The sequence below is a fragment of the Tellurirhabdus bombi genome (genome assembly GCF_021484805.1).
GTDB lineage: Bacteria > Bacteroidota > Bacteroidia > Cytophagales > Spirosomataceae > Tellurirhabdus > Tellurirhabdus bombi.
Window position 1 is genome coordinate 366,298 of the sequence record NZ_CP090557.1, and the last position, 24,916, is coordinate 391,213.

Sequence of the window (24,916 nt, forward strand, 5' to 3'; positions counted from 1 at the left end):
ATGCTTTACCTGTGGTTAATTGGGATGGTTGTATATGGTGTTTACTGTTACCGAAAAGCGAACCCATCCAATGAAGAGATCGAGCGTGGCAACCGGGCGCTGTTAAATCGGTGTGATCATCTGATCAATAACGCCCGCAGTGTCCAGCAGCAGCGCGAAGAAGCGCAATTGGACAGCTACCGCGCCGAATTAAAAGCGATCAGCGACGGGATTGTCTACAAAGACCTTGACCACCTGAATCATTTGCTTAAAACGGGGCAGATTTCAGAATCCGAATTTGAGCGTCGCGCATCGGCGTTGGTTGAGCAGCTTCCACCCTCCCGGAATACTAAATAATTACTATCTTTACCCCACCTCCTGCGAACTGCAACCACCCGAAAGCCGGTTGCCATGTCCGCTATACAACACAATGACGTTTTCGATTTCGACGGCTATTTTAAAAAGCTGCATGACCTCGAAGCCGAAACCCAAGATTTCGCCAATTCTTCCGCTGAAGCCGCTAAGCGAATAAAGTCAGCTTACCATGAGGTCAAACAGGAGTTGGCCGAAATTGAACGAAAGCTAAAAGCCTTCAATCTCGTTCCTAATGGCGCTATCCCTAAGCTGAAAGAGTTTGAGGATGAGATCGAAAAAACCGGGAAGCAGGCCCAGGCGACCCGTGACGCTATCGACTCCCTGACCGATGCCAATAAAGCCAATGAGTTATCGGTTAAAGAGCTTGATCTGGTTTTAAAACAACTCAAAAAAGACTACGATGCCCTGAAGCCGGGGCAGGCCGACTACGCCGCCAAGCAGCAGGAGATCATCAACAAAACCAAGATTGCCGGGCAGGTTATTGACGGGCAGAATGCGGCGTTGAAAGAAGCCCGCAAATCGGTTAATACGGTCACCAACTCCTACAATGAGCTTTCCCGAAAAACCGCCGAGATGCGGAAGGAGCTCAACAATATGTCGGGGGCCTATGATCTGAACACGGGCAAGATCAACAAGAACAACCGGGCGGCGGTCGAGATGCAGAAGCAAATCGACAAAAACGACCGGGTTTTAAAGAAAATGGACGCCTCGGTTGGTGTTCACACCCGCAACGTGGGCCATTATCAACTGGCTCTACAAGGGCTGGTTGGCGGGGGCTTGCAGGGTATGCTGATGAGCCTGGGGCTGGTGGGTGCCGCCGCCGCCGCCCTGATTAACCCGTTCCAGGCCGCCGTCAGGGTCATGGAGAACATGGACCGGATGGATTCGGGCCTGAAAGCCGCCCTGGGCTCGCAGGAAGCTTTCGAGCGGGGCCAGTCGTTTCTGGTAAAAACGTCGTTGTCGCTGGGGCTTAACTACGAATCACTGGCCAAGTCCTATAAAGGACTCGCCGCCGCAACCCGCAATACGAGTCTGGAAGGCAAATCCACGGAGCAAATATTTCTGGGCATCTCCAAGGCCGGGGCGGCACTCCAGCTTTCCAACGAAGAAGTTGAAGGCTCTCTGTATGCTATCTCCCAGATGGTCAGTAAAGGGACTGTTTCGATGGAAGAGCTACGGCAACAATTGGGCGAACGTCTTCCAGGGGCCATGCGGCTACTCGCCGAAGGAATGGGCATATCTCAGGGTGAACTCAACAAGCTGGTTGAATCCGGGCAGCTAATGGCCACGGAAGTCTTGCCCAAACTGGCCTCACAGCTGGATAAAACTTACGGAGCCGATGCCCAGAAGAATCTGGATACAATGGGCGGGCAGTGGAATAACCTGACCACAACGGTGCAGCTGTTTCTTAAAGCGCTGAACGAAGACAAAGCCGTGACGGGGTTTTTCGCCCGAATGATGGGTGGACTTAGCGGCGTTCTCAAAAAGTGGGGCGAACTGCGAGCCGTGGGGGGTGGATTCGGCACCATGATTGGCGCCAAGGTGGACGGTTTGTTTGGGGGTGTTGGTGCCGACTCGGAGCGCATGCGGGCCGCCGAGAATCGAACCCGTATCATGGATACCTATAGTCAGGCTACCCCACTCTACCAGCAAAAGGTCATTCAGAAGCTCAATGATGAACTAAATGCCGCCCGCAAAAAGCTAATGACCGATGTATCGGGCGCTGAGCAGGCAGGCTTGCAGGTCCGCATTGATACGACCAAAAAGCTGATTGACGAACTACGGGGGCTTACTGCGTCAAACCGTCGTCAGGAACGCCGGGAAGCCGAAGCCCACGACAAAGCGCTAGCCGTTGAAAAGGCCGACCGGGACAAAAAAGCCGCCGAAAAAGCTGGTAAGGATAAAGAGAAGCAGGATAAAAAGGACGAAGCCGCCCGGCGTAAACGCATTGCCGCTGAAAATGCAGCCCTATCCAGCCAGTTGCAGGTTGCCCGCGAAAAAACGGGGACGAACATCAACCGGGTCGGGATCGATAAGGAGTCCGGCGAACTTGATGATTCGGCGGCGCTGAAAAAAACGTATCAGGCCCGCATCGAAGGGGCGTATGCCCAGATGCGTCTGATCAAAAAGGCGGGCAAGGAAAACAGTCAGGAGTTCCGAGATGATTTCCTGAAAGCCCAGAAAGAGGTCGCCGATGCCCAGCAGGATTACCTGCGGGAAGTGAACAAGCTGGAATCGGCCAAGTGGGATAAAACCATTCAGGTAACCCGCGATGCCTTAAAACAAATTGATTCAGACAGCAAAGACAGACTGACTGAGCAGCTGGGCACGTTGGATGCCGCCTACGAAGAACAGCGGGGCAAGATCGAGGCCAATGTCAAGCTGCGTAAAATCTCGGAAGAAGAAGGCGAAAGGCAGATTTACGACCTGCGGATCAAGTATTTGCAGGACACCCAGAAAGCGGTCGAAGCGTCGGCGCTGGCCGACAAAACGGCCTCGCTGAGCCTGATTGATGGCAAGATTGCGGATTTGGAAGCCTGGCGCGATTCGGCGGGGCGCACGGCCAAGCAGGTTTCGGAAGCCAACCTGCAAATCGCCGATTTGGAACGGCTGCGGCAAAAAGAGATTGACGACGAAAAGCTGGCCCGCACCAAGGCCAATGCCGAGCAGGAGAAAAAGACCGCCAAGGATAAATCGGATTACGAGATTGCCCAGGCGCAGCGGGCGGCCCAGATGCAGGCCCAGATTCAGCAGGCCGCAATCGATACCTACCGCCAAGCCGTTGAAGGCTATTTCGAGTTTTTGAGTGGCAACCGGGAACACGATCTGGAAATGCTGGAAACCCAGAAATCCAATGAACTAGCATTGGCCGGGGATAATGAGGAAGCCAAGGCCAAGATTGAAGAAGACTTCATGAAGAAGCAGCGGGAGATCAAGCGCAAACAGGCCATTGCCGACCGCGCCGCCGCGCTCTTCAATATCTACATGAACATGGGGATGGGGATCATGTCGGTACTCAGTACCGGGGGTGGTACGCGGTACGCCGACTTTGGGGTGTCTGCCGGAATCCTCAGTGGCTTTGTGGCCGCCCAGGGGGCGCTGCAAGCGGGCCTTATTTTGTCCAAACCGTTACCGGCCTATAAGATGGGTAAAGATGCTTCTGATCCCTATACGGGCTGGGCTATTGCCGGTGAAGCGGGGGCAGAGATCCACGTACAAAATGGCAAAGCGACGCTGGTGGACAAGCCCTCATTGATTTACACCCAGGTTGGCGACACGATCTTTCCGGCCAATGAAACCGCCCAGATCATGAGCGGCTTGCAGGAGTCCCGGCAATGGCGAGAAGCGGGCGAACAGCTACAGCAGGCCCATTTACAATTCCTGGCTTCGTCGGGGCTTGATGAGCAGGCTATCGAGCGGGCATTTGACAAGTCGTTGGTTAAGGCTTTTGCGAGCCAGCCGATTCACCAGACGATCTACGACCGGGACGGTATCCATTCCAGGATTATCGAAAACGGCAACAAAACGACGCATCTCCACACAAATAAATTCACTTCCTGATGACTGATCTATTTATAGACCACAAGGGGGCCGTGCACGAGTTGCCGGGCTTCTACGAAGATTTTGAGCAGCGCTTCCAATTGGTACACCGTTCCAGGTCGGGAAGTGAAGCCGTGCTGGTTATTCAGGAGCCGGCGGGGTGGAATAAGATTTCGTTCCTGTTGGAGCGGGACCCGGAAGCGCACGGGGTAGACTCGGAAGAGTCCAGCAAAGAAACGCCCCTGTCCTATGATGGGTATTCGGGGCGGGACTTTATCGAAGCGATCCGGCTCTCGGAAGGTCCGGGGGCGATTATCCTGCTTCAGCAGGGCATTGTTGTCAATGGCGTATTTCTGATCGAGTACGAAGGTCGGCTGGATTTTACCAAATACAACCGCACCCGTCGGCGCGTGAGCTGCGGCTTGATTCGTAACAGTCTAAAGCGGGATGTGCTGGCTCGTTGGGATACGAAGCTTAACCTGTTTGGCCAGTATGACCTTGACAACAAACCCATGGACGGGGCGGCGGGTAAACAGTATCAGTTGCCCCTTTCCGGTCAGGCTCTTTCGGAGCGTTTTTACAGCAACTCGAAAGCGGGCCGCAAGATAGAGCAAGCCTTTCTGGGCGACACCAACGGCCACGTCTGGATTCAGTTTGACACCTCGGAGCCGGAAGTTTCGGACATCGCTGATCTGGCCACGGGCAAAACGCTGGGTTTGTCTGAATCCGAAGGGCCGGTGCACTACAAAGAATGGCTGTTCAAGTTTCGCAGCGGCGGCAAACGGAAAGTGTCGATTAGCCTGTCTTACCGCTTCTGGGCATCGGTGAAAAAGCGCACGATTTCCGTGGGCAAAGCCCTGGTGACGGGCTGGGACTTACAAACTGTTTTGGTGCTCAAAAAAGCGAACGGCACCGAGCAGCGCTTCAATGTATTGCCCACGGCCGCCGAAGGGATTTTCGCCACACCGGCCAACAAAAAATACGGACAGGCCGACGTGTCCAAAACCGTGACGGGCACCTTTACCCAGGAACTGGACACGGCGGCGGGCGATGAGTTGTACTTGTTTGGGCTCTGGCGCATGCGGCACAACAAAAACGAGTTGCAGCAAACCCAGGTACAGGTAACAGTGTTGCAGTGCCTGATTGATATTTCGGGCATTACGTCCAACAAATCCACGTCTGCCCCGGCGATTACCCCCGAAACTGCTTTTCAGGTCGGGATTCAGATGTTGACGGGGCTTGAAGACCGGTTCCGGTCCAACTTCTACGGACTAGCAGGGGAACGTTACGCGCAGGACGGCTGCGGAAGTCTGGCCATGCTCAGCTCAGGCAAGCTTATCCGGGGAATCCCCTACGATGAACGGAGTATTGCAATTTCGATTCGCGACCTGACCAACAGCTTTAAAGCCATTCACAACATCGGCATGGAGTTTGGTTACGCTCCCGACGCTCAGGGTAACATTGTGGATGTGGTGCATGTGGAGCCTGCCGAAGCTTTTTATCGGAATGTTGAACTGCTTCGAATTGAGGATGTAGCCGATTACAGCGAAGAAATGAACCCAGATCAGCTGTTTAGTCGATTGGAGGTGGGTTACGAAAAAAGCATTACGGAGGGCCAGCGGGGCCGGGAAGAGATGCACGCCAAAATGGAAGCCAGTACGCCCTTAAAAGCCCAGGCAGCCAGTTACGAGCGTCGTTCCATGATTGTAGCCAGTGGCTTAGCCCTGGAACTTACGCGGCGGGAGCAATTCAGCGACAAACCCAAAGATTCGACGGACTACGACGAAAATATTTTCGTGATTCAGTCCAAGCGGATTGAAAGTTACAGCGGCGGGGTGCGCTTCAAGCCATTGATCTTTCAGATTGTTGAAGTCGACCAGGCGATTCCGTGGCTGGTGCCGGGAATGATTATTACGTTCCCGGAAAGTGTGCTGAACAGCGGGCAATTCACGGTGACGGCGGTTTCAGACCCGCTTAAAAGTCCCTGGACATTCAACGTTGACCGGATTATTAAGCCCGAAACGCTTCCGAATGCCCAGATTATATCGGAGAACGTGCCGATGCAGCCCGAAACGGGACTGGACTTCGCCGCTGTGGCAGGGTCGGCAACAGCTTCGGGCGCCTATAACTTACGCCATACGCCGGGTCGGATGCTGTTTCGTCACCGGAAAATATGGGGCTGTTGCCTGGATTCCCAGCCCGCAACCGCGCAGGTAATTAAAACCGTGGTGCCGGTCGGTGGCGAGCGCTTGTCTACCCGGCTTCCGTCAACAGATGCCTGCGATGAGATGGTCGGCGGTAGTTTGGTGGAAGCGGCCCCAATTGATGCCGATGTGGTGCAGGTGAGCAATCCGCACTTTGCGCCCTACACGATCCGGTTCAGTACACGACTTTCGCGCTCGGCGGTGCAAAGACTGCGCGTAGCGATGCAGGGGCGGCTGGCGATGGAAACCGACGAGCAGGGACAACCCATTGATCGAAACCGGGGTTACATCACGTTTCCCGACGAATCGGGTAACCTGGTTGAAGGCTGGATAAGCAAATTGGAGTGGGGGCCATTTCGGGAGAAAGCCGTTTTTGAAATTCAGAAAAAACCGCTAGCTTTGGATTCCTCTAGTAACTGCGCCCAATTTCTCGGTATCACGGTCGAACAGGCTGAATCCCTGCCTGATGACCTTCGCCGAAAATTGGAGCTTTGCCGGTTTATCGACGTCGATGATCCGCTGTAGCAGCAGTTACTACCATGCTCCCCAATCCCCTTAAGGTACAACTTACTGATGTCATAAGGACAGTCAAAGAGGCGGTTAACCACAACGCCGATTTGCAGATTGTCAACATTGACGCGAATAAACTGCTCAATTCCGGCACACTCTCCTTTGTTACCGAAGGAGGTGATCTGCTCGAAGTCGATCTGAAGCCCTTTTTTGTTACCCGCAATGAGGCCGCCGATTTACTGGGAGATTCAGGTACGCCAGCAAGTGAAGATAATCCAGGCCTACTCAGAATTGTTGATCTTCCAACCGCTATCGAGGGACTTGATGATACCAAGGCACTCACGGCGGCCAAAGGAAAAGCGCTGTTAGAGGTGTTGTTAGACCTGCTCCTAGAGGCGGCACTACAGGGTAAAACTAATCTAAATGCTACACTTCAGGGTGGCCGAGAAAGCTCGCTCACTCCCGTTGTTGGGGGCATGCAGATCAAGGCAGCGGGGCAAAAACGCTTCGATGTCATTGACGAAAACGGCGTTTACCTGGCTTCTTTTATTTACACGGTCGGCCCCGATGGGGGTTGGGCGATGGTCAACGAAAGAACGGGGGTTGTGGTCCGGCTGGAAAATGACGGACAACTGCACATGAACCGGGAGCTATCCCTGACCAACCAGCCGCAGGTGCCTGAGATCGCCATGGGAATGGGGGTTGAGTTTGTTGGGGGTCGGGCCAGGACGCGCCTGATACCCCTTGATAAGTTGGCCGATCAGATGTATAATCAGATCAAGCAGCGGCTTATCAACGAAAACCTAATCGAAGGGACACCCGGCGCGATCAATCCTTCACCCGTAATTAATACGGGCGTTGTTTTGCAGCCGATCATATTCGTCATCGGCAATAACCCCTACGTTCATAAAATCCCTAAGGGTTGCATCATTGACACCGACGCGTTGGTGTTCGCGGTTACGCAGCTACCCGGCGGCATTAATGTTCAGTCCGAAGACGAGCAATACATTAACATCAACGTTGCGCCTACGTCGCCCTATAGCGGCAACGGGCTGGTAAAGGCCACGGACACCATCGGGCAAACCAACCAGGTGCAATTCGAGATTCGGGTCACGGCTCCGGGCGGGCCGGTGAACGACTTAACGATTCGCGAAATCGTACGGGTTACCGGGCCAAACATTCCAGCCCATATCTACCGCTACCTCGTTCATCTGGACTCAAATACGCCGGACATCCGACCTTTTACGCTAAATGTCTATCAGGGCGACGGGATTAACGGCCAGCGTATCGCCCAGAAGAAAGGGCAGGAATACCGGGAATCTCCGCTGGAAATTGACGTACCAGACACAGCGGCGGTGATTACGTTCGAAGTAATATCGGAAACCAACAGCATTTACCGAGCAACGACACTGGGCAACCAAGTGGTTGGCGGCGGCGGCCCAACGGGCGGCGGCACCCCAGAACCGGAACCCCAACCTTACTTTAAAAGCGTAGCGCGGTCGGATGCTTTCCAGAATGGGGAGTTGGTCAAGATACGCATCATTACTTCGTTGCAACAGGGGGTTGATTATAGCCTGGATAACGGCCCGTGGCAGGCGGTGCCTTATTTCCCTAATCTACAGTACTACGTTATTGAGCCTTATTTCTCGGCCTCCAACAGCCCGCGCAGCCTGAAGCTTAAGAACTCCACCACGGGCGAAGAGCTACCGCTTACCCTGCCCGCTGGAACACCGACGCCGGACGGGCAATGGCACAATTTCTATCCAAACTCAGGGGGCGGGTCAACCGGGAATTACGTCGGCTCTTTCGAGGTGTCTTCCAGCTCTAACCACGACAATAGCTTTGTGAACATCCAAAAAGCTAACTGGAATCCCGAAACGCTGATCTACACCCTGCAAGACATCGCCCCAACACCGCCGCTTGGACCGGGCCTGGTGTACCGCTATTTCCCGGAAGGCCAAGCCGTGGTCTACGCTAATGGCGATCACAACTGGGTAGACGATGTTTCCCAGCTTCAGTACATGTCCGGTACGGTGGTCATGCTGGTCAAAGCAGTGGTGAACACCAACCTACAACCGTGGCAGTGGCTCAGCACCGACTACGCCAAACAAGAAGTACAACTCCGATTCGACCTTAACGCACAACCAGCCCAATAATGAAACGTTTCGCTTCACTACTACTTACGCTCTTTGCGCTCGTTAATCTCCACGCGCAAAGTGTTATTCAGGTCAAACTGCCCGCTAGTGCGGGGTACGGCTGGACCGAAGACTGGGTCAAGAATGGCGAAAATTTTACCCTGCCATTCCCTAAAACCCTGATTAAAACCCCAACCAGTGCCGACGTACCCGCCGCGCAGTACCTTCTAAAAGGCGCGACGCACATCAAGATGAAGGGCGTTGACCCCACGATTCCCCGTGATAAACGGGCAACCATCGTATCGGCGGCGGATTTGCGCAACTACGCCCAGGTGCATCTGGGGGGTAAACCCATTGCCCAGTTTAGCCAGGCTGAATGCGCGGCGTTTGCCTCGGACTGGACACCCAACTACTACATCATCGCCTCGGAGATGCAGGAAGCCTACGGCGGCGACTTGCCCTGGAAGCTGGAGCACGGTTCTCAGCAGGAACGGTGGATGGATCAGGCGTTTCAGTCGCAACTAGACGCATTAGGCGGGCAGTATTTCGGGGCGTACGATGGCCACATCAGCACGTCTTCGGTATCAGAGGCGTTGGGAGACAACCAGGTCATGGCCCAGATCAGGAACGCGCTGCTCACCAACGAAGCCTCGCTGGCCTGGGCCAAAGCACACCCCTTGTTTGGAAACGGGCTCTTTTCCAACAACGACTATCAGGTTCGGAACGGGATCATCAAGTCGTACCACCTACTTGACCCATCTAAGTTCATGGCCTCGCAGCTGTTCAACTTTCAGATCAGCAAACAGGCACTGGCGGCAACGGCATCAACGCGGCAGTTACAGGCGTTTCTTTTCCCCATTGGGCAGGAGTTTACTAACCAGGTTTTTACGCGCAAAATACCTACGTACTCGGGCTATTGGTCATCAGCGGGATCGAATCACATTCCAAGTGCCTCGTTCCAGGTAGGCTTCATTTTTCAGTGCTTTGCCCACGTTAACAGCGTGTATTCCTGGAACAGCGGGCAAAAATTCGGCTCTGATCCAACCAAGATTCCCAGCGATGGGGGTTCCTATGTTGGTGGTGGATCATCGCCCCCGGTAGGCAACTACCCGCCCGCTCCGTACAGCGCCGAGGACTACCCAATGATTGCCGCTTACTGGTACACCCAGGCGGCAAACTGGGCGGGGCAAGCCTGGCAGTGGGTGGCCCACAAACCCGTTGGCGGTAATTACATCTCCGTCGGTGCGGACTATACCTGGAACCGCTTTAAAAGCTCGGAAGGCTACGCGCAGGTAGGCTCATCGGGTAATAAACGCTGGTTGTTCTACATGAACACCAACGTGCCGCCGGGTAAAGTGGAGCGGCGGGTTATCAATTTAGGCGGCGGGTATAGCTGCGTTGGTACGTTTGCGACCGGCGTTCCCTACCTGTATCTCATCGATGTAACCGGGGCATCTACCAGCGTTACGTTTGATCTGGCGGGGAATGCGGGTTCGGTGGTCACGCCGCCTACTCCAACACCAAACACGTTCGTCCAACCCGATGTCGCGCTGACCTACTACCTAGATAATGACGACATCAATATCCACACCGCCTCGTTCACGCAGTTCAAAAATAGTGCGACCAATGATGGGGCCAATAACAACATAAAAGTCGGCGTCTGTTTAGAGGCGCAGTGGAACCGCTGGGAAACATCGCCGGGCGTGTATAGCTCGGCAAGACAGGCCCAGACTACGGCCTTGCTGAATCACGCGCAATCGAATGGTTTAAAAATGGGTTTCAGGCCCGTCTGTTTAAGGGACTACGATGCTATGTCGGGGTTCCTCACGGATTATGACTGCCAGATCGAATGGACGGGGCAGATCGGTACGCATTTGCGCCGCCGAACCGAACATTTTGAATACAGTCACCAGGCGCTGACCCAGCCCAACGGCCTGCAAAATAGCTCCAACGTAGCGGTAAAGGGCCGTTACAACTTCGTCAAGTATTTAACCAACTTCGTCAAGCCGTGGATTCAAAACGGCACGGTGACATTCGCCGTACTCGGCACGGGTGCCAACCAGGAAGCCAATTATAGCTACTCGCTCGATCACGCCCCACCCCATTACGGAGACTTTCACGAAGTGGTACGGCAGGGCTACGTCGCCCGGTTTGGTCTACCCTCTAATACGCAGCTACCCGTTGTTAATTCCAGCAATGCCTGGGAAGCCTTAACGCTTCAGGCCAACAGGAATTTTACGCAGTATCGGCATGAGATGCTGGCCCAGGCATTGGCACTCCAGGCGGTGGCTATTTACGAAGTAGCGCCGGGCTTGCCCTTGTACATTGATACGGGGCAGTCGATTGAGGGCGGTGGACTCTATGCCAGTTCGTTCAACACGTTCGACCTCATTAAGCGCGTCCGGGCTACACTGGCCGCCCGATTCCCCAATGCTACGATTCGGGTTTACTTGAAAAAGAATCCAGCTCCGGCGTATGACATGGAGTTTGATGGGGCCTTCGCGGCGGCCCACAGCCTGACAACAACCAGCGATGTGGCCTATAGCGCGACCGAACAGGACTTCTATACGGCTTCAAAGCCCGAAAATAACAACCTCGTTGACGGCACGGAAGGCGCGTACCAGATGGCCCAGAAAGCCGTCGCAGCGTGGCAGGGAGCGGGCGGTAACAACATCATCTTTTTAGCCCAGTGCCAGGATCATCTCGGCGGAAGTTCGGGGCAGGTCTGGCTACTGGCAAACAACACCGCTAGGCAGATCGCCCAAATGGGCCTCACCAATAAAAAGGGCGGCCCGGCTTTATGGAACCTAAACTTCAATGTGAACACCTACCTCAATAATCCGGGTGAATACAAGGGGAACGCAAGAAGCCAGTTTGGGGCTAATCAGAACCGAAGATTTTACATGACATCGAATTAGGCTATGGCCAATACAGCAACCACCCGGCGAAAGACCGCGCATCGCGAGTTCTACGCCATTGCGGGAGAACCCCTGCCCATGTACTGGAAAGTGACCGATAAGGATACCGGTACTAGCTTTCTGGATTACCTGAACTCGGATGGCGACCCGATCTGGTCGTTTAAGACCGAGATTATGTCCGAGAACAGCGACACCAGTGCCCAGCTCACCGTGGTGATGTCGGCTTCTACCACGGCTCAGTTTGGCCGGGTGATAGCCGGTGAGCTAACCCCGCTTTGGTCAAGAGCTCGGGCGGGACAAACCCTAAAAGGTAAGTTCGTGATGACGCACATCGCATCGGGAAAGCCGTTTTATCTGTCATCCATCCAGTTCAATTTCCGGTCGGGCGCCGATCCGCTAAGTCCGCGACAGTACGCCGAAGGGGGCGATGCGGAAGTGGTAACCCTAGAGGTTGATGACGAATACGACCTGGTAGAACTGGTGACGCAGGCGGTTGTGCTGGTGGAGATACCCAGCTTCACGGCAGCAGTGAACGGGGCAAGCGGCCTGGTTGATATAACGGCAACCCCGGGCGCAATTCATTTTAACTTCAATATTCCATCGGGTAACGGGGGGACAGTAAGAAAGCTTGATCTGGTTGATGCCAAAAACGGCGATACGGTTCCCCATAACCTTAACACCAAGCTGATTGAGTTCATGCAGGTTCGGGATAGTTCAGGCAACGTGCTCAGGGAGGGTTTTGGCGTGCAGCCTACAACCCTGAACGAGCTAAAGCTTATTGCCCCTGAAGCCGATCTGCTCGGCAACGATTACCGAATCACCGGGCCACTGTATATAAAATATTCACCCGAACCAGCCTAACACAACTACATAACTATGAAACGTTCCTTATCGCTTGTACTCTTACTAAGTGCATTTCTTGCCCAGGCGCAAGTTCCTTTTGTTCCTATTGCGGACTCGGTAAACACCAAACCGCAGGGATCAACGGGCTATAGCCTCTTTTTTCAGCGCGGAACTACGCGCCTTATCGCCAAGCCCAAGACGGGGGTGCAGATTGAAATACCGAGCCTGAAACTAGTGACCGACTCGCTGGCCAAAAAGGTTAATGCGGTGCCGGGTGGTCGGCTCATGACAACCTCCGAAGCCACGACACTAACGGCCCTGGTGGGCAATGGTGCAGCGGCGCTTAATTACGTGGAGCCCCAAAAGTCCCTACCCACGACGGTTGAAACAGAACTGCGAAAGCTAACCGAAAAAGGGCTAAATGTCGGACACCTGGGGCAGCTAATGTCCAAGATGAAAGTGCAACCCGTGCGCATTGCACTGACGGGAACCAGCATCAGCAGCTTTGAGACGGCAGGTGTACAGACCATTGCCGCCTGGTTACAAACCAAGTTTGGTCGGGCCGGAACGGTGCTGAACCTGGGCGGTTACGGCGGAACCTACCTGCCAAGTAACGGCTACGTAAAACAGCGATACGGCGGCAGTAGCTTCGTTAGAATGGTTATGCAGCCAGGCAATAACCCGCTTACACTGAGCGGGTACGGGGATAAAATCATATTGGTGTATAGTAAAGAAAGCGACGGTAGTGAGTTTGGTGTAAGTGTGGACGGCGGGGCTATTCAAAACCTGAGTAGTGCCGGATCACAGTCCTATAATAACGAGGCGGTTTTTGACTTTTCTTCTACGACGAAAGAGGGCTACCACACGATTACGATCACGGCACCGAGTGTTACGAACGGACGAGCCTACCTAGAGCGGATCGAGTTTATAAGCAATACCCCTGGGGTAATTATTGAGAATGCAACACTCGGCGGCTCGGCCTTGCGGGAGTTTATGTCGCCTTCCACCACCGTAGATGCAGGTAACCTGCCGCTCATTCCAGTGGTGGGAAATACGGGGACGGATAGCTTTTTCGGGCGCACGGGGGCTACCAAGCCGGACGCGATCATCATGGAGCATTTCACCAATGACGGTGATGTGGCCCTGTTTCAGAGTGTTCTCGACCGGGCCATGCAGAAAACAAAGGAAGGCGCTACGCCCATTGTTCTGATTTCCGAAATGCCCGCAATGTCATTTCTGGACGCATCAGGCGTGTTGAATACCCAGAAAAAGACCATGCTGAATAGCTTGCGCCAGGCCGCACTCAATCCGCATGTCTCGTTTATCGACTGGGCGGCGATGGTTGACCACTCCAACCGGACGCTCTACGAGCAAACCTATTTTCCCGGCACCGACAAAACGCACCCGAACGCCAATGGTGAACGACTGCTACTGAATGCCTTGGTGCGACTGTTTGGGGTGGAGCATCCCGGCGTCAACAGTGTCAACCGAATCGCTTTAGAGCGTTATGCTAATGCGCGGTCTGGTGGTTCGGTTGCTATCAGTAACAAACAGATAGGGTCGCTTCTGCGTGGCCTGGATAAGGCGGGAAGAATAGAAGATCGGGTTGTCGTGGGTCAGGCGGTCGATCTACTTTCAAACAAGCTTTTACCCGTTGCGCTTTCGCTCAGCGTTCGGAATCAGATCACGGGTGGAAATACCAACGAAACAATCCGCGCGTCAAGCTCAAAAAGCGCGTTTGGTCCCTACATCACCAACCTGAATAGTCAGCTATATATAACAAAAAAGCTGGCGGGGAAAACAACGGAAACGACCGCCACGGTAACCATCTTATTCCGCCGCACGGGGGGTAGTTCGTCTGTAACAATGTCCAGCGGTGGCGATAACCTTGCGCCCCGTTTCGTTTCAGGCAGCACGGCCACACAGGGAGCCGGGGGCGGAACTCAAATCTCGTTGCCGGTCGCTACAGACGAAGCCCCGCTTTACTGGACATTCACCGTTAAGGCACACGCAAGCGCCGAGGTGGGCCGCACCTTCTCGCTGGTTTTGAACGGAAATGTCGAGGTGTACGGGGCCTGGGTGGCGGAAGGTGAAGCAGCTACGATCACGCAGACCGAGTTTGTCAAAACCCGCGAATTGGGGCTTCCATTGAGCATTACGGGGGATTTGGCGGCCACGGATGTAATTCAGGGGCAATCGTACCGGGAGACAATTGATTCGGTGACCGTGGATCGGACCGCTACGGCGGGCGTGGTGCATAAGGTAATCAATGCGGGTGCCTGGGGCGGGTTATACCGACTCAACAACCGCTCGACGGTGAAGTACTACGAGTTATCGCCTAGCGCGATCGGAACGACTGCCTTTAACGACTTTATGGGTGGTAATGCCTCCGACGCGAGTGGTTCGCCCTTTTATCTGGAATCAAGTACACTCACGGGCTACCTGTACGGGAAAACTTACACGCTCACGCTTCGGGTGCAGGGCGGAACCCCGTATATGCGCGTGTACCTGCAAAACGGGGGACAAAAAATCTACCTTCTTCCGGTTGGAACGTGGAGCACCACCGGAGCCGATCTGGTGCAGGGCCTAACCAACGAGAACTTAGCGTTTACGTTCACCTTGCCTGCACAGGGAGCTTTCACGCTTAACAATCCGACGCTTCGCGTGGAGATTGCTTTTGCGGGGAAAATCACCAACGCCACGCTGGTGCAGGGAAGCTCAGCCTGCTTTGCCAATCTGAACTAAGATGATCTGGCTAAAAACCATACCCCGCCCCGTCCTGTACCTGGCCTGCCTGATCCTACTGGCAGGCCTTATCTGGGCATCCGTTTTAAACTTCCAGCTAGACTCTAAGCTGGAAGTTCAGCGAGGTGTAGTAGCTACCCAAAAGGAAGAACTAGCCGCCCAACAGGACACGATTGCCGCCCTACGCGCCGACCTACGGGGTCGAGACCAAACCATTGCCAACACGAAAGCCCAACTGGATTTAGCGAAAAAGAATGAAATCATCGTGGAAGAATTGCGCAAAAAGTCTGCTACTCTGTCTGCTTCTGAGCTGGCTATCGAAACAACCCGCTTACTCGCAAGACTTCGTCAGCTTGACAAAAAGTGACTGGGAGGAAACCGTCGCTAGGCTTTGGGAACTCGAACGCCTGAAGCCTAAATACGATAGTGTGGTGACGGGATCAACAGCCTACAAGGTGGAGAATGTTGATCTATACCGCCGCATCGCCGTGAAAGACGCCGCCCTTTTGAAAGTACAGACCTGTCACCGCTGGCTGTTTTGCCGCTGTAAAAAGGTTGCCCGCCAAGCCGGGAAGAAGTAAACGTCCGGCACTGACCATGCCAACCGATAATCCAGTAACAAGTGCCTAACCGACGAGATGGAACCTAAAGACCTACTTAAAATTGCTTTGACCTGGCTCATTGCCCATGCTATTTACTTACTCATGGTTTTCTGCGTGATGATGGGCGCGGCCTACCAGTTTGTAAATACCAAGGGCGAAGAAGGTCTAAGCGTGTACGCCCGTATTTTTTCACAATTCGTCGCTGTGTTAGCGGTTTCCATCCTGTCGGGTTCAGCCATTTATTACTGGAAATGGAACGCGTTTCTGGTAAGCTTCTTTTCAATTTTTCTGGGCATGGGTGGGGATAAGATTCTCAGACTGGCCCTGAAGACCTACAACGAATCGAACTCGTTCCCCGACTTTTTCGGGCGGCTATACGAAGCCTTTACCGCGTTCTGGAAAGCATTCAATGCAGCGAAAAACAACACACCAACGCCATGAGCAATGTATTTTTTATTCTCTTAGGGGCCGGGATAGCGATTGTTTCGCTGTATGGGATTCTGGCCAACAACCTCAGTAAGCCCAAGATGTACAAGAACGCCTTGTTTCTGGGCTTTGTCGGTAACGGCTTCGGGGCACTGGGAGCTATTGCGCCGAATCTGAACCCGTACCCGATTCAGTGTTTTGTCTGGGGCAACGCCCTAATGGCTGCGGGACTATTCTGGTCGGATTTCAGCAAACCAGCTACCAAAGAAGCCAAGGCCAACCGGCAGCGTAACCTGTTTTATCAGTTGGGTGCCCTGGTACTAGTGCTAATCGTGGCCGGACTGGGGGCATTCGTGGAAACCAAAGACGACGACCGGGTTGCCCAGAAGCAATCCACGCAGTCGGTGATCTATTTAGCCGATGTGGTCAAGGCACAGACAACCCAGCTCTACGCGCTCAACAACCGCATGAACGCCACCGATGCCAAGGTAACGCAGGTTACTCAGGATGTGGGCATCATCCTCAAAGAGCAACAAACCATCAAGGAAGCGATCAAAAGTCCGGCTAAAAAGGTGGTTAAAACCAAGCCTACCCGCCTGAGACTACCCAACGTCAAGCCCATCGCGCCGCCGAAATACCCACCGCCGCCGAAGCTACCGGAGCCGAAGCCCGAACAAAAAAACCGATTCTGGCCGTGGAACTGGTTTGGGCGCGGCAAGATCGATTCGACCGATACCTACATCGTTAAAGACTTTGACTAATGAGAACCCTACTCGAAATCGCATTGACCCAGGTCGGAAAACGGGAAGACCCGCCCGGTAGTAACAAAGGCAAAGACGTAGAAGGCTACCTGAGTGCCGTGGGGCTGGGCGGCGGGTATGCCTGGTGCATGGCCTTCGTGGTCTGGTGCGCCAAACTAGCCGCAAAAGAGCAAAATATACCCCTAACACTCAAAGCGACCGGTGGCGTCTTGGATCAATGGCGACGGGTGCCAGCATCAACCAAGCTCGTTCAGGACGTAGCGGATTCTAGCCCCGGCGCGAAGGCGTTCCGTGACAAGCAGATCAAAGCTGGATTCAAGCTCGTTCAGAACCCCGCTCCCGGCGACATCTTCATTATGGACTTTGGTAAAGGTTTAGGCCACACGGGCATTGTGAAATCGGTCGGAAAAGACGGGTTAATCTACACCGTAGAAGGTAATACCGATGCCAATGGAAGCCGCACCGGCGGGCAGGTCATGCAGCGATTCCGGAAGAAATCGGCTATTCTGGGTTACATCAGAACGGGATTATAGGGAAGCTATTATTTTTGCTTTGCCCTTCAAAGGGTTTACTAAGTGAATAATACTTAAACCCCACCGGCGCTTGCTGGTGGGGTTTCTTACTTAAATCAGAATAAAGTCCGCTACTTCGTCAACCGAATCCACGGTTATTACCAGCTCATCGCCCAAAAACAAATTAATCCGCTGGTTTACGCTGCGGTTAGCCTGCCATGCCCGCCCGTCGGGGCCAATAAAGGTTACGCCTAAGCTATCACTTTCAAAGGAATGAAACCCGTCTTTGACTAGCCTTTCCATTAACTGCTTTTCCATATCGATCATTTCAGGCTACTAATTAAGCTGCTTTTTGCTTTTCACCAGCTCCGACTCGGCACAAAATCCGCATCGTCCGAAAAGTACAGCCCCCGGCTCAGTCGCTCCTCTTTGACCAGTTGGCTAATCCGCCCCACGTTATAGCCGTACCGTGCAGCAGCAGCACTCATGCTTTCCAGTGTATCGACCAGCTTTCCAGACTGGTCGAATACGTAGGTAGTTTGCTTTTGTCGCCTGCCTGGGTTTGTCATAAATCCACTTCCAAGACCGGCGTTCCTTTTGGGTAGGCAACCTTCAAATCGGTAGCTTCTTCTTCGGTAAATGCCGACCTTTCGATTGCTTGCCCGTCATCATTGAGCATATCTTCCTCGTAAACGTGCAACACCTTAACGGTGCCGCCCCGTTCGTCTCCCATCCATCGAACAGGCGAATCCAGTTGTTGTTCATTTAATCCGTTCATCTGCTCCCTGAGCTGACGAAATGTAATTGGCTCCATGATTATTGAGTTTTGAAAGTGGTGTATGGTAAGCCCGTTCAATAACGGTATTGAGCATTTTAAGCGTTTTCTTACTGGGTATTCCGGTGAATGTAGCGTGAGCGGTTAAGCCGTTTGTGTGCAGTAAGTAGCTTCGTTGCCTGCCATTCCGGTAGCCTTTCAGGAATCGTTTAAGCAGTTGCTTTTCATCCTTTCTCATGGTTAAAATATTACTCGTACCTGAGTACGAGTAATAGGCTATTTGTCTAATTTGGAAACTTTGGTACGTTTTTCGGTGATTTTGACCCGCTTTTTGCAATTTTTGGCCCGTTTTCGGCAATTTTAGACCACCATCAACGAGTCTTCGTATTGCTGAATGGTGCGGAAAATTTGCAGGACTACCTGCGGTACTACGGCATTCCCGGAAGCTTTAATTGCATTGGATCGCCAACTGGCAGATCGGTCCAGTCCGGCGGAAATCCCATCATTTCGAGGACAAAGTGGGGGTTGAGTTGGCCAGTCTGACCAGTCAATTCCCGGACTACTTTGGTTGTTGAGTTCTGATTTTCTAGGCCGGTGAGCTTGTGTCCTTCCGCTGCCTGTGGTGTCGGTATTAAATTCCTCTGTGCCAATTCCCCAAGTGTTTGACCGAACCCATTGCCATTTATTTTGGACGCCTTTGCCTTGGCACGGCGAGCATCTAACTTGCTGAGCTCTGTTGTTGCTCCCGTATCCATTACTGTTGGCGTTGGCAGGAGCGCCTTGCTGAGCGCCTTTTCCAGGTTGTTGAACTTGTCGTTCAGCCTGCCTTCTGAAACACCGCCCGTCATATTCGCCCGAACCGTTGGCCACATTTGCCCCTTTGCCGCTCCGATCAGCGTTTGTCCTCGCCGCCCGTCCGGTTGATTCATTCCCTGATTGGCCGCTGCGGTTGTTGGCGTAGGCCACAATCCAAAGTCTATCGCGTCGGTGCGGGGCGTTGACGGCGACAGCAGGAAGTACAAACGCTTGGACTTCATAGCCTTCAGCTTCCAGATCAGCGCAGATCTCATCGAATACCAGTCCGTCGTTCCAAGTAAGTAGCCCGCGAACGTTTTCGCCCACAACCCAGCGCGGTTTGATTTCTCGAATAACTCTAAGCATTTCGGGCCAGAGATGGCGTTCATCCGCTTTGCCGAGCCGTTTTCCGGCCTGACTATAGGGCTGGCAAGGAAATCCGCCGCAGATAAGGTCGATCTTGTTTTTGTATTTTGTTCCGTCGAATGTCTTAATATCTCCATGTCGTTCCGCAGCAGGAAAGTTTTTAGCTAGTACCTTTTGGCACCATTCATCTAATTCAACTTGTAGGCAGGTCTCCCAACCCATCCATTCAGCCGCTAAATCAAAGCCGCCGATTCCGGCAAAAAGCGAACACACTCTCATTGAAACAACGCAGTTAATGGGCCAACTTCTGTATTTACTCGCCGCTCAGCAATGGCGACGTATTCGGGGTTGAGTTCAAAGCCGATGTATTTCCGGCCTAGCTTCTGGCTAACCATGGCCACGGTGCCCGCTCCCATAAAAGGGTCAAGTACCAGGCCGCCTTTGGGACAGCCTGCCTTAATGCAGGGCACAATCAGATCAGGCGGGAATGTGGCGAAATGGGCTTCGGAGAATGGCCGAGTGGCCACGGTCCAGACCGAACGCTTATTGCGCTGCGAACCCTCCCAAGGAACTGATCCGCATACATTCGACCCTGATCCTTCCGGACAGCCACGTTCCGAGCCAGATTTCCGGGCTTTATTGCCGGACTTGCCAATCACGGCCTTCATGGTTCCGTTGGTTTTTCCGGGTACACGGTCCGAGCCTTTTTGTTGCTCGAGATCCTGATTCAGCCGGGCAACGCTAGCGGCGGCAATAGGCTCTTTCACCGCCTCAATGTCGTAGTAATACGAGGCCGATTTAGTGAGCAGGAAAATATATTCGTGGGATTTGGTGCAGCGATCAACAACGGATTCGGGCATGGGGTTTGGCTTGCTCCAGATGATGTCCTGACGCAAGTACCAGCCATCGGCACGAAGCGCAAAGGCCAGCATCCAAGGCACACCGATTAAATCCTTTGGCTTATAGTCGGGATGTTTGCGGTCAGTGGGACGCGTAATGCCCTTGCCAGCGATTTGATGGTGAGACCCGTTGTAAGAGCGCCCCTTTGAATACCGCTCGTTCTGGTAATCGGGGGAATAGCTCTGACCGGATTTACCTTTGCCGCCCCAGTAGCTATCACCGATGTTTATCCAGCAGGTTCCTTCGGGCTTCAAAACCCGAAGCACTTCGCGGAACACATCAACCAGTTTCTGTATAAAGGCTTCGGGGGTGTCTTCGAGTCCAATTTGATCGGCGTGACCGTAATCCCGGAGTGCGTAGTACGGCGGTGATGTTACGCAGCAGTCAACGCTATTGTCGGGTAGCAGCCTTAGCCCAGCCAGACAATCCATGTTGTGTATTTTGTTCAGTTCAAGCATTCTCTTCAAGATTTGGCTTGTCGATTTTCTTGAACGTTACTACCCATACGTAAGGGTTCTCATTCCATGAGTCGGCACCGTTAATTGATCCCCATAGATCCTTATATCCAGCTTTATAATCATAGAATGAGCCGGGCAAATCCATGCGTATGGGACATTTCAGCCAATCAACCCCTTCCTCAAATGCATCGTCCTGCGAGATGTCCTGCAAGCGTTCAATGCGGACAGTTTCTATTTGGAGCCAAAGCCGAGCAGCCTCTTTCGGCATGTGCAGGGACGACCGCCAACGGTAGTTGTAGCCCGCCTTGATATAGTCCTGACGAATCTCTTCCGATTCTGAGTCTGCGGTCGAATCAGCTTTGTATGCGTATTTCTGACCATCAACAATATGGCTTTTATCAAAAGGCAACCATGTTTCGCGCACATAAAGCACATCGTCTTTTTGACCATAGGGGCACTTTACAAACAGATTATCTTTGGTATCAATGGCGTGATAGAGGTAGCCAAACTTACCTGATCCGTCTAGAACAGTAGCCGGACACATGGCCGTATGGTGTTGCTCTGGTTGTTGTTTAACAATCCGCCGGGTCTGGGTTTTATCGCCTTTCAGGATGGCTTTTACCATTGGCGTACTGAACAATATCGGTCTGATTTTCATGGATTTGATTTTAAATAAGAACCCCGCACCCAAACGGTATACAAAACCACGACGATGGCTTAGTCGGCCAGTTGATAAGGTTGAACAAAAGATAGTCGTTCGGGCGGGGGTAATGTCTTGGTTATGGATGGAGGTAAGTGTTAACCACCTCGATAAACTGGTTGAGTTCGTAGCAGACAGCCACAAAATACCCTTGCTCTTTCAGCTCCTTGATGCGCTGTTTTTGCTCGGGCGAAGGGGTATTCTTTTGCCCGTTGGCATACTGGACTTTGAGTTCGACAAACAGGCCGTGAAAGGCACCGCTTGCCTTGGCCAGCATCAAGTCAGGCACCCCGGCCAGCACCCCTTCGTGTTTGAGTTTGGCGGCCACGGCCTTGTTGCGGTGCCCACCGTTGGGAATGGCGAAGAGTAAGTTTGCCGATTCCCGGTACTGATCCCGAAACCAGCGAACGCAGGCTACTTGCAGGCCGGATTCCAGGTTGCCCGGTTTCTTGCGGGCCTTGGGCTGCGAGCGCGGAACATAGTTCAGGCTCGCAGCGTGGGCTTGGTATTCAGCGGCGGTCATGCAGCTACCGGTTTTTTGCTCCCGAAATCAATTGTAGTCTGGTTGATGTCACCGCTCACGTGGCCGGCATCTTTCAGGTCATCCATGCGATTGCGGAAGTCAGACTGCCATAGCTCCGCGTTGGGGTGCCAGAAACCCAGAATGTTGGTTTTCTGAACGCTCTGAATGGTCAGATCACCGCCAAAGTTCCTGGTAAAGGCTTCGGCCCGGTTCTCGGCATCGGTCACGTCATCGGCGGTAACCAGGTGGGTCAGGGTTCGTTTTTCTTCCCCGATCACTTCCAGAATGCTGACCTTGTAGAAGTGATTGCCCGTGCCCGCCGAGTAAACATCATCGTAGTTGACAATGGCGATGGCCTTGACGGAGAAGTCAGTCAGGCGGCCCTCGGTGACCTTGTAAATCTGGGCTTCAACTTCGGTGAAGGTAAACGAGTCGTGCAGGAATTGCTCAACAATGGTTTTCCATTTACGCTCTTTGTCGAGAACTTTGTACTGGATTCGGGATTGAAAAAGCATGGCTATTTTGGTTTGAAGTGGTTACTGTTTTTTCTCGCGGTAGGTGACCACAAACACGGTGATCAGAACAAGGCTGGTTAGAAACGACAGGCTGGTAAACAGCGTCATCTGAATCAGCAGGGTATCGTTTGGCTTCATTGGCCCAGCTTGGCTTTGAACTCTCTCACCATCAAATCCAGATAGGGGCCAATGTCCCGGCGGGGTTTGCCGGTCGCGCTGATTTGAATCGTTACGTCGTCAATGGTCAGGCGCTCAATAACGGGCTGCTCGGAGAGGAATGACAACCCTACAATTTCGGGATCCTGATCAAGATTGGCCGTTACGATGTCCTGATCAGTGGACGGGTCCGATGCGGTGATGGTGCCGCCAAAAGGAATACTGGGCGATTGCGTAGCTTCGGGCTGGACTTTCCCTTCCACGAAAACTTTGCCCGAGGTCATGTCCCGGCATGCCTTCAGCACGTCTTCGGCTCTCACCGAAACAAGGCGGTTGGTTGCCCGGAACTGACGTTTGCGGGGCACTCCCTGTACTTCCAGAGCGCCGATTTGCACCAGGGCCGGGAGCAGCCGACTGGAAACACAGTGGGCCATTGCAAAACCTTGCTGGTTGATTTGTGCCCATTTTCCCGTTAAGTCGGTACGCAGCGAGGCGAGTACGCTTTCGTATTTCTTGATGGCCGTTTGGCTGTAATTTTTAGATGAATGCATCTTGGATTGCATGGTTAAAGCGTTTTGAGGTAATCGTTAAGGGCTAAATATTTGGCGTAGGCGCGGACCCTGCTGTAGAGTTCATCATTATGCACGTCGTTCAGGTCGTCGGCAATCATCTGGGTCAAGATGTTTCGGCGGTCTTTCTGGGCCTGCGTGGGAAACAGGGGAATCGCTTCTTTCTCCCCGACGATAATGTCGATCACGGGGCGGTAGGCCAGATTGTAATAGGCATCAATCTGCTCCTGCGTGTAGCTGATCTGCTCGGTACGCATAAGCCACTCAAAGAGCACGTTGCCAAAATCGGGGTAACTTTCGCCCCGCTTTACCTGCGCCACGGCCTGAGCAAGTACCTCCTGCATGTACTGCTCTGGAGTTTTTTCGGGTTCGGGCAACGCACCTACCTGTTGGTTTCGGTATAGCCGAATTAGGTCGGGGTCATTGGCGCAGTAGCGACTGAAAGCTTCCATGACGCTAGAAAACGAGACAAAATCCAGCATTCGGAACGCTTCGAGCGTTTTGCCCTTTGAATCAATCAGTTTGCCATCAACAGCCAGATCGTAGGCCAGCCGAACTTCTTCAAGTGTGCTGTTTTTGTAACGGCTCTGAATCCGCATGATCATATCCAGCACCAAGTCGTCATGTTGAGCCTTGGCATTGGGATCGATCTTGATGCCCAGTACCCAAACGATGTGGTTAACCAGGGCGCGTAGATCGCTAGCCGACGAATCCAAGACTTTCTTTCCTTGCTTCGAGGCGAGCAATAAGGTCGTCGTCGGTGGTAACGGGGACTTGCTTTGCAGGGCGAGCTGGTTGCCCGCTGGCACTGTTGCTACTGCGTGGTTTTGATTGCTGATTACGTTGGTCATCTCGTTGTTGGCGTTGGCTTTGGTCTTTCATCCAGTAGTAGCAGTGTTTCCGAACGTCCGAAAAGGTTCGGCCCTTGTCCTGACCCGTTGGCCCCATCTCGTCAAAGTAGAGTTCGATGTGCTGGAGTATCCAGTCGGCCTTTCGTTTTAATGTCTTGGCGGTTTGTTCCTGCCAGCTGCGGCTACCGAGCAGGTCGGTTTTGTACTGGCTCATCAGGTCAGGTTCTGGCGGCGGTTCCTGCTCCTGGGGGGGGGGCGCAACGGGGGGCTTTTGGGCGGCGCTTTGCGTGTTTTTTAGATCAAGATTTGAAAGTTCGTTTTCGCCTTTTTCCTCTCTATCTATTTCTTTAGTCTCTATTATAGTAGTGTTGGTGTCACCGGGTGACAGCTTACGTGACACCTTTTCTAATTTTTTGCCCCCTTTAGGTGTCACGTTAGGTGTCGTCTTAGGTGTCACACCGTGATAGCTAAAGTGATACCTAACACCATTCGCCCGCCCCTTTCCGCCCTCGGTAAATTGAAAGAGTCCCGCTTCGACCAAGGTCGTTCTGGCGTTCTTCATACCGTTGGTTGACATGGCTACGTTGCCGCAGGTTTTGCTGTCTGCGTGTTCAAATTCCGCTGGCCAGCCCAACTCATTAGCCACGTTGAGCAGGTAGAAGAACAGCCGCGTTTCGTGCGGAGTGAAGCTCTTCTGCTTGTCAAGCTGCCAAAAGCGAGTATTGAGTTTGAAAAACTGGCTCATTCAGTTACGGTCG

The 24,916-nt window shown here is 53.2% G+C and carries 24 protein-coding genes; 12 read left to right on the top strand and 12 right to left on the bottom strand.

Annotation, left to right across the window (positions count from 1 at the left end; translation table 11 throughout):
- From L0Y31_RS01650 to L0Y31_RS01705, 12 genes are read left to right on the top strand one after another with little or no spacing between them, the layout of a single operon-like run.
- Positions 1–336 carry a hypothetical protein gene (locus L0Y31_RS01650; RefSeq protein ID WP_234735330.1) on the top strand — a complete coding sequence of 112 codons (336 nt, stop codon included), beginning with the start codon at positions 1–3 and terminating at the stop codon, positions 334–336.
- Positions 337–390: 54 nt separating this feature from the next.
- Positions 391–3,915, top strand: a complete 3,525-nt coding sequence (locus tag L0Y31_RS01655; protein WP_234735331.1) for a tape measure protein — start codon at positions 391–393, stop codon at positions 3,913–3,915.
- Positions 3,915–6,623, top strand: coding sequence for a hypothetical protein (locus L0Y31_RS01660; protein WP_234735332.1), 2,709 nt, complete (start codon positions 3,915–3,917; stop codon positions 6,621–6,623). The genes L0Y31_RS01655 and L0Y31_RS01660 overlap by 1 nt, the downstream gene beginning before the upstream one ends.
- A 14-nt stretch (positions 6,624–6,637) precedes the next feature.
- On the top strand, positions 6,638–8,764 hold the full coding sequence (locus L0Y31_RS01665; RefSeq protein ID WP_234735333.1) for a hypothetical protein: 2,127 nt from the start codon (positions 6,638–6,640) through the stop codon (positions 8,762–8,764).
- Positions 8,764–11,661 carry a hypothetical protein gene (locus tag L0Y31_RS01670; RefSeq protein WP_234735334.1) on the top strand — a complete coding sequence of 966 codons (2,898 nt, stop codon included), beginning with the start codon at positions 8,764–8,766 and terminating at the stop codon, positions 11,659–11,661. The genes L0Y31_RS01665 and L0Y31_RS01670 overlap by 1 nt, the downstream gene beginning before the upstream one ends.
- Before the next feature lie 3 nt (positions 11,662–11,664).
- The gene (locus tag L0Y31_RS01675) at positions 11,665–12,522 is read left to right on the top strand and encodes a hypothetical protein (protein WP_234735335.1); all 858 of its coding nucleotides are present in this window, start codon (positions 11,665–11,667) and stop codon (positions 12,520–12,522) included.
- Positions 12,523–12,537: 15 nt separating this feature from the next.
- Complete coding sequence (locus L0Y31_RS01680) at positions 12,538–15,249, top strand: SGNH/GDSL hydrolase family protein (protein WP_234735336.1); 2,712 nt, start codon at positions 12,538–12,540, stop codon at positions 15,247–15,249.
- A 1-nt stretch (position 15,250) separates the two neighbouring features.
- Positions 15,251–15,616, top strand: a complete 366-nt coding sequence (locus tag L0Y31_RS01685; protein ID WP_234735337.1) for a hypothetical protein — start codon at positions 15,251–15,253, stop codon at positions 15,614–15,616.
- Entirely contained in the window at positions 15,603–15,830 is a 228-nt protein-coding gene (locus L0Y31_RS01690) for a hypothetical protein (protein ID WP_234735338.1), read from the top strand. The genes L0Y31_RS01685 and L0Y31_RS01690 overlap by 14 nt, the downstream gene beginning before the upstream one ends.
- Positions 15,831–15,887: 57 nt before the next feature.
- A complete protein-coding gene (locus L0Y31_RS01695; protein ID WP_234735339.1) occupies positions 15,888–16,292 on the top strand; it encodes a hypothetical protein in 405 nt (134 codons plus the stop codon).
- Positions 16,289–17,038: a hypothetical protein gene (locus L0Y31_RS01700; RefSeq protein ID WP_234735340.1), complete on the top strand. Its 750-nt coding sequence runs from the start codon at positions 16,289–16,291 to the stop codon at positions 17,036–17,038. The genes L0Y31_RS01695 and L0Y31_RS01700 overlap by 4 nt, the downstream gene beginning before the upstream one ends.
- Complete coding sequence (locus L0Y31_RS01705; protein ID WP_234735341.1) at positions 17,038–17,571, top strand: CHAP domain-containing protein; 534 nt, start codon at positions 17,038–17,040, stop codon at positions 17,569–17,571. The genes L0Y31_RS01700 and L0Y31_RS01705 overlap by 1 nt, the downstream gene beginning before the upstream one ends.
- A gap of 90 nt (positions 17,572–17,661) precedes the next feature.
- On the opposite strand, the gene L0Y31_RS01710 is transcribed toward L0Y31_RS01705, so the two are convergent.
- From L0Y31_RS01710 to L0Y31_RS01765, 12 genes are all read right to left on the bottom strand, one after another.
- Positions 17,662–17,868: a hypothetical protein gene (locus L0Y31_RS01710; RefSeq protein ID WP_234735342.1), complete on the bottom strand. Its 207-nt coding sequence runs from the start codon at positions 17,866–17,868 to the stop codon at positions 17,662–17,664.
- 41 nt (positions 17,869–17,909) lie between these two features.
- A complete protein-coding gene (locus L0Y31_RS01715; protein WP_234735343.1) occupies positions 17,910–18,119 on the bottom strand; it encodes a hypothetical protein in 210 nt (69 codons plus the stop codon).
- A complete protein-coding gene (locus L0Y31_RS01720) occupies positions 18,116–18,328 on the bottom strand; it encodes a hypothetical protein (RefSeq protein ID WP_234735344.1) in 213 nt (70 codons plus the stop codon). Before L0Y31_RS01720 ends, L0Y31_RS01715 begins: the two co-directional genes overlap by 4 nt.
- Positions 18,312–18,563 (bottom strand): hypothetical protein, encoded by a 252-nt coding sequence (locus L0Y31_RS01725; protein WP_234735345.1) that lies wholly within the window; start codon positions 18,561–18,563, stop codon positions 18,312–18,314. Before L0Y31_RS01725 ends, L0Y31_RS01720 begins: the two co-directional genes overlap by 17 nt.
- 122 nt (positions 18,564–18,685) lie before the next feature.
- Positions 18,686–19,765 carry a DNA cytosine methyltransferase gene (locus L0Y31_RS21040; RefSeq protein WP_407084054.1) on the bottom strand — a complete coding sequence of 360 codons (1,080 nt, stop codon included), beginning with the start codon at positions 19,763–19,765 and terminating at the stop codon, positions 18,686–18,688.
- On the bottom strand, positions 19,762–20,844 hold the full coding sequence (locus L0Y31_RS01735) for a DNA-methyltransferase (protein ID WP_234735347.1): 1,083 nt from the start codon (positions 20,842–20,844) through the stop codon (positions 19,762–19,764). The genes L0Y31_RS21040 and L0Y31_RS01735 overlap by 4 nt, the downstream gene beginning before the upstream one ends.
- Entirely contained in the window at positions 20,837–21,502 is a 666-nt protein-coding gene (locus tag L0Y31_RS01740; protein WP_234735348.1) for a hypothetical protein, read from the bottom strand. Before L0Y31_RS01740 ends, L0Y31_RS01735 begins: the two co-directional genes overlap by 8 nt.
- A 121-nt stretch (positions 21,503–21,623) precedes the next feature.
- Positions 21,624–22,067: a VRR-NUC domain-containing protein gene (locus tag L0Y31_RS01745; RefSeq protein ID WP_234735349.1), complete on the bottom strand. Its 444-nt coding sequence runs from the start codon at positions 22,065–22,067 to the stop codon at positions 21,624–21,626.
- Positions 22,064–22,582: a DUF4494 family protein gene (locus L0Y31_RS01750; RefSeq protein WP_234735350.1), complete on the bottom strand. Its 519-nt coding sequence runs from the start codon at positions 22,580–22,582 to the stop codon at positions 22,064–22,066. The genes L0Y31_RS01745 and L0Y31_RS01750 overlap by 4 nt, the downstream gene beginning before the upstream one ends.
- 134 nt (positions 22,583–22,716) lie before the next feature.
- Positions 22,717–23,289, bottom strand: a complete 573-nt coding sequence (locus L0Y31_RS01755) for a hypothetical protein (RefSeq protein WP_234735351.1) — start codon at positions 23,287–23,289, stop codon at positions 22,717–22,719.
- 14 nt (positions 23,290–23,303) lie between these two features.
- Positions 23,304–24,023, bottom strand: a complete 720-nt coding sequence (locus L0Y31_RS01760) for a hypothetical protein (RefSeq protein WP_234735352.1) — start codon at positions 24,021–24,023, stop codon at positions 23,304–23,306.
- Entirely contained in the window at positions 24,007–24,903 is an 897-nt protein-coding gene (locus tag L0Y31_RS01765) for a hypothetical protein (RefSeq protein WP_234735353.1), read from the bottom strand. Before L0Y31_RS01765 ends, L0Y31_RS01760 begins: the two co-directional genes overlap by 17 nt.
- Between the last annotated feature and the right edge of the window lie 13 nt (positions 24,904–24,916).

Bases quoted from the DNA above. Each gene is read 5' to 3' on its own strand.
- L0Y31_RS01650 (WP_234735330.1), top strand. From the start codon at position 1: ATGCTTTACCTGTGGTTAATTGGGATGGTTGTATATGGTGTTTACTGT.
- L0Y31_RS01655 (WP_234735331.1), top strand. From the start codon at position 391: ATGTCCGCTATACAACACAATGACGTTTTCGATTTCGACGGCTATTTT.
- L0Y31_RS01660 (WP_234735332.1), top strand. From the start codon at position 3,915: ATGACTGATCTATTTATAGACCACAAGGGGGCCGTGCACGAGTTGCCG.
- L0Y31_RS01665 (WP_234735333.1), top strand. From the start codon at position 6,638: ATGCTCCCCAATCCCCTTAAGGTACAACTTACTGATGTCATAAGGACA.
- L0Y31_RS01670 (WP_234735334.1), top strand. From the start codon at position 8,764: ATGAAACGTTTCGCTTCACTACTACTTACGCTCTTTGCGCTCGTTAAT.
- L0Y31_RS01675 (WP_234735335.1), top strand. From the start codon at position 11,665: ATGGCCAATACAGCAACCACCCGGCGAAAGACCGCGCATCGCGAGTTC.
- L0Y31_RS01680 (WP_234735336.1), top strand. From the start codon at position 12,538: ATGAAACGTTCCTTATCGCTTGTACTCTTACTAAGTGCATTTCTTGCC.
- L0Y31_RS01685 (WP_234735337.1), top strand. From the start codon at position 15,251: ATGATCTGGCTAAAAACCATACCCCGCCCCGTCCTGTACCTGGCCTGC.
- L0Y31_RS01695 (WP_234735339.1), top strand. From the start codon at position 15,888: ATGGAACCTAAAGACCTACTTAAAATTGCTTTGACCTGGCTCATTGCC.
- L0Y31_RS01700 (WP_234735340.1), top strand. From the start codon at position 16,289: ATGAGCAATGTATTTTTTATTCTCTTAGGGGCCGGGATAGCGATTGTT.
- L0Y31_RS01705 (WP_234735341.1), top strand. From the start codon at position 17,038: ATGAGAACCCTACTCGAAATCGCATTGACCCAGGTCGGAAAACGGGAA.
- L0Y31_RS01710 (WP_234735342.1), bottom strand. From the start codon at position 17,868: ATGGAAAAGCAGTTAATGGAAAGGCTAGTCAAAGACGGGTTTCATTCC.
- L0Y31_RS01715 (WP_234735343.1), bottom strand. From the start codon at position 18,119: ATGACAAACCCAGGCAGGCGACAAAAGCAAACTACCTACGTATTCGAC.
- L0Y31_RS01720 (WP_234735344.1), bottom strand. From the start codon at position 18,328: ATGAACGGATTAAATGAACAACAACTGGATTCGCCTGTTCGATGGATG.
- L0Y31_RS01725 (WP_234735345.1), bottom strand. From the start codon at position 18,563: ATGAGAAAGGATGAAAAGCAACTGCTTAAACGATTCCTGAAAGGCTAC.
- L0Y31_RS21040 (WP_407084054.1), bottom strand. From the start codon at position 19,765: ATGAGAGTGTGTTCGCTTTTTGCCGGAATCGGCGGCTTTGATTTAGCG.
- L0Y31_RS01735 (WP_234735347.1), bottom strand. From the start codon at position 20,844: ATGCTTGAACTGAACAAAATACACAACATGGATTGTCTGGCTGGGCTA.
- L0Y31_RS01740 (WP_234735348.1), bottom strand. From the start codon at position 21,502: ATGAAAATCAGACCGATATTGTTCAGTACGCCAATGGTAAAAGCCATC.
- L0Y31_RS01745 (WP_234735349.1), bottom strand. From the start codon at position 22,067: ATGACCGCCGCTGAATACCAAGCCCACGCTGCGAGCCTGAACTATGTT.
- L0Y31_RS01750 (WP_234735350.1), bottom strand. From the start codon at position 22,582: ATGCTTTTTCAATCCCGAATCCAGTACAAAGTTCTCGACAAAGAGCGT.
- L0Y31_RS01755 (WP_234735351.1), bottom strand. From the start codon at position 23,289: ATGCATTCATCTAAAAATTACAGCCAAACGGCCATCAAGAAATACGAA.
- L0Y31_RS01765 (WP_234735353.1), bottom strand. From the start codon at position 24,903: ATGAGCCAGTTTTTCAAACTCAATACTCGCTTTTGGCAGCTTGACAAG.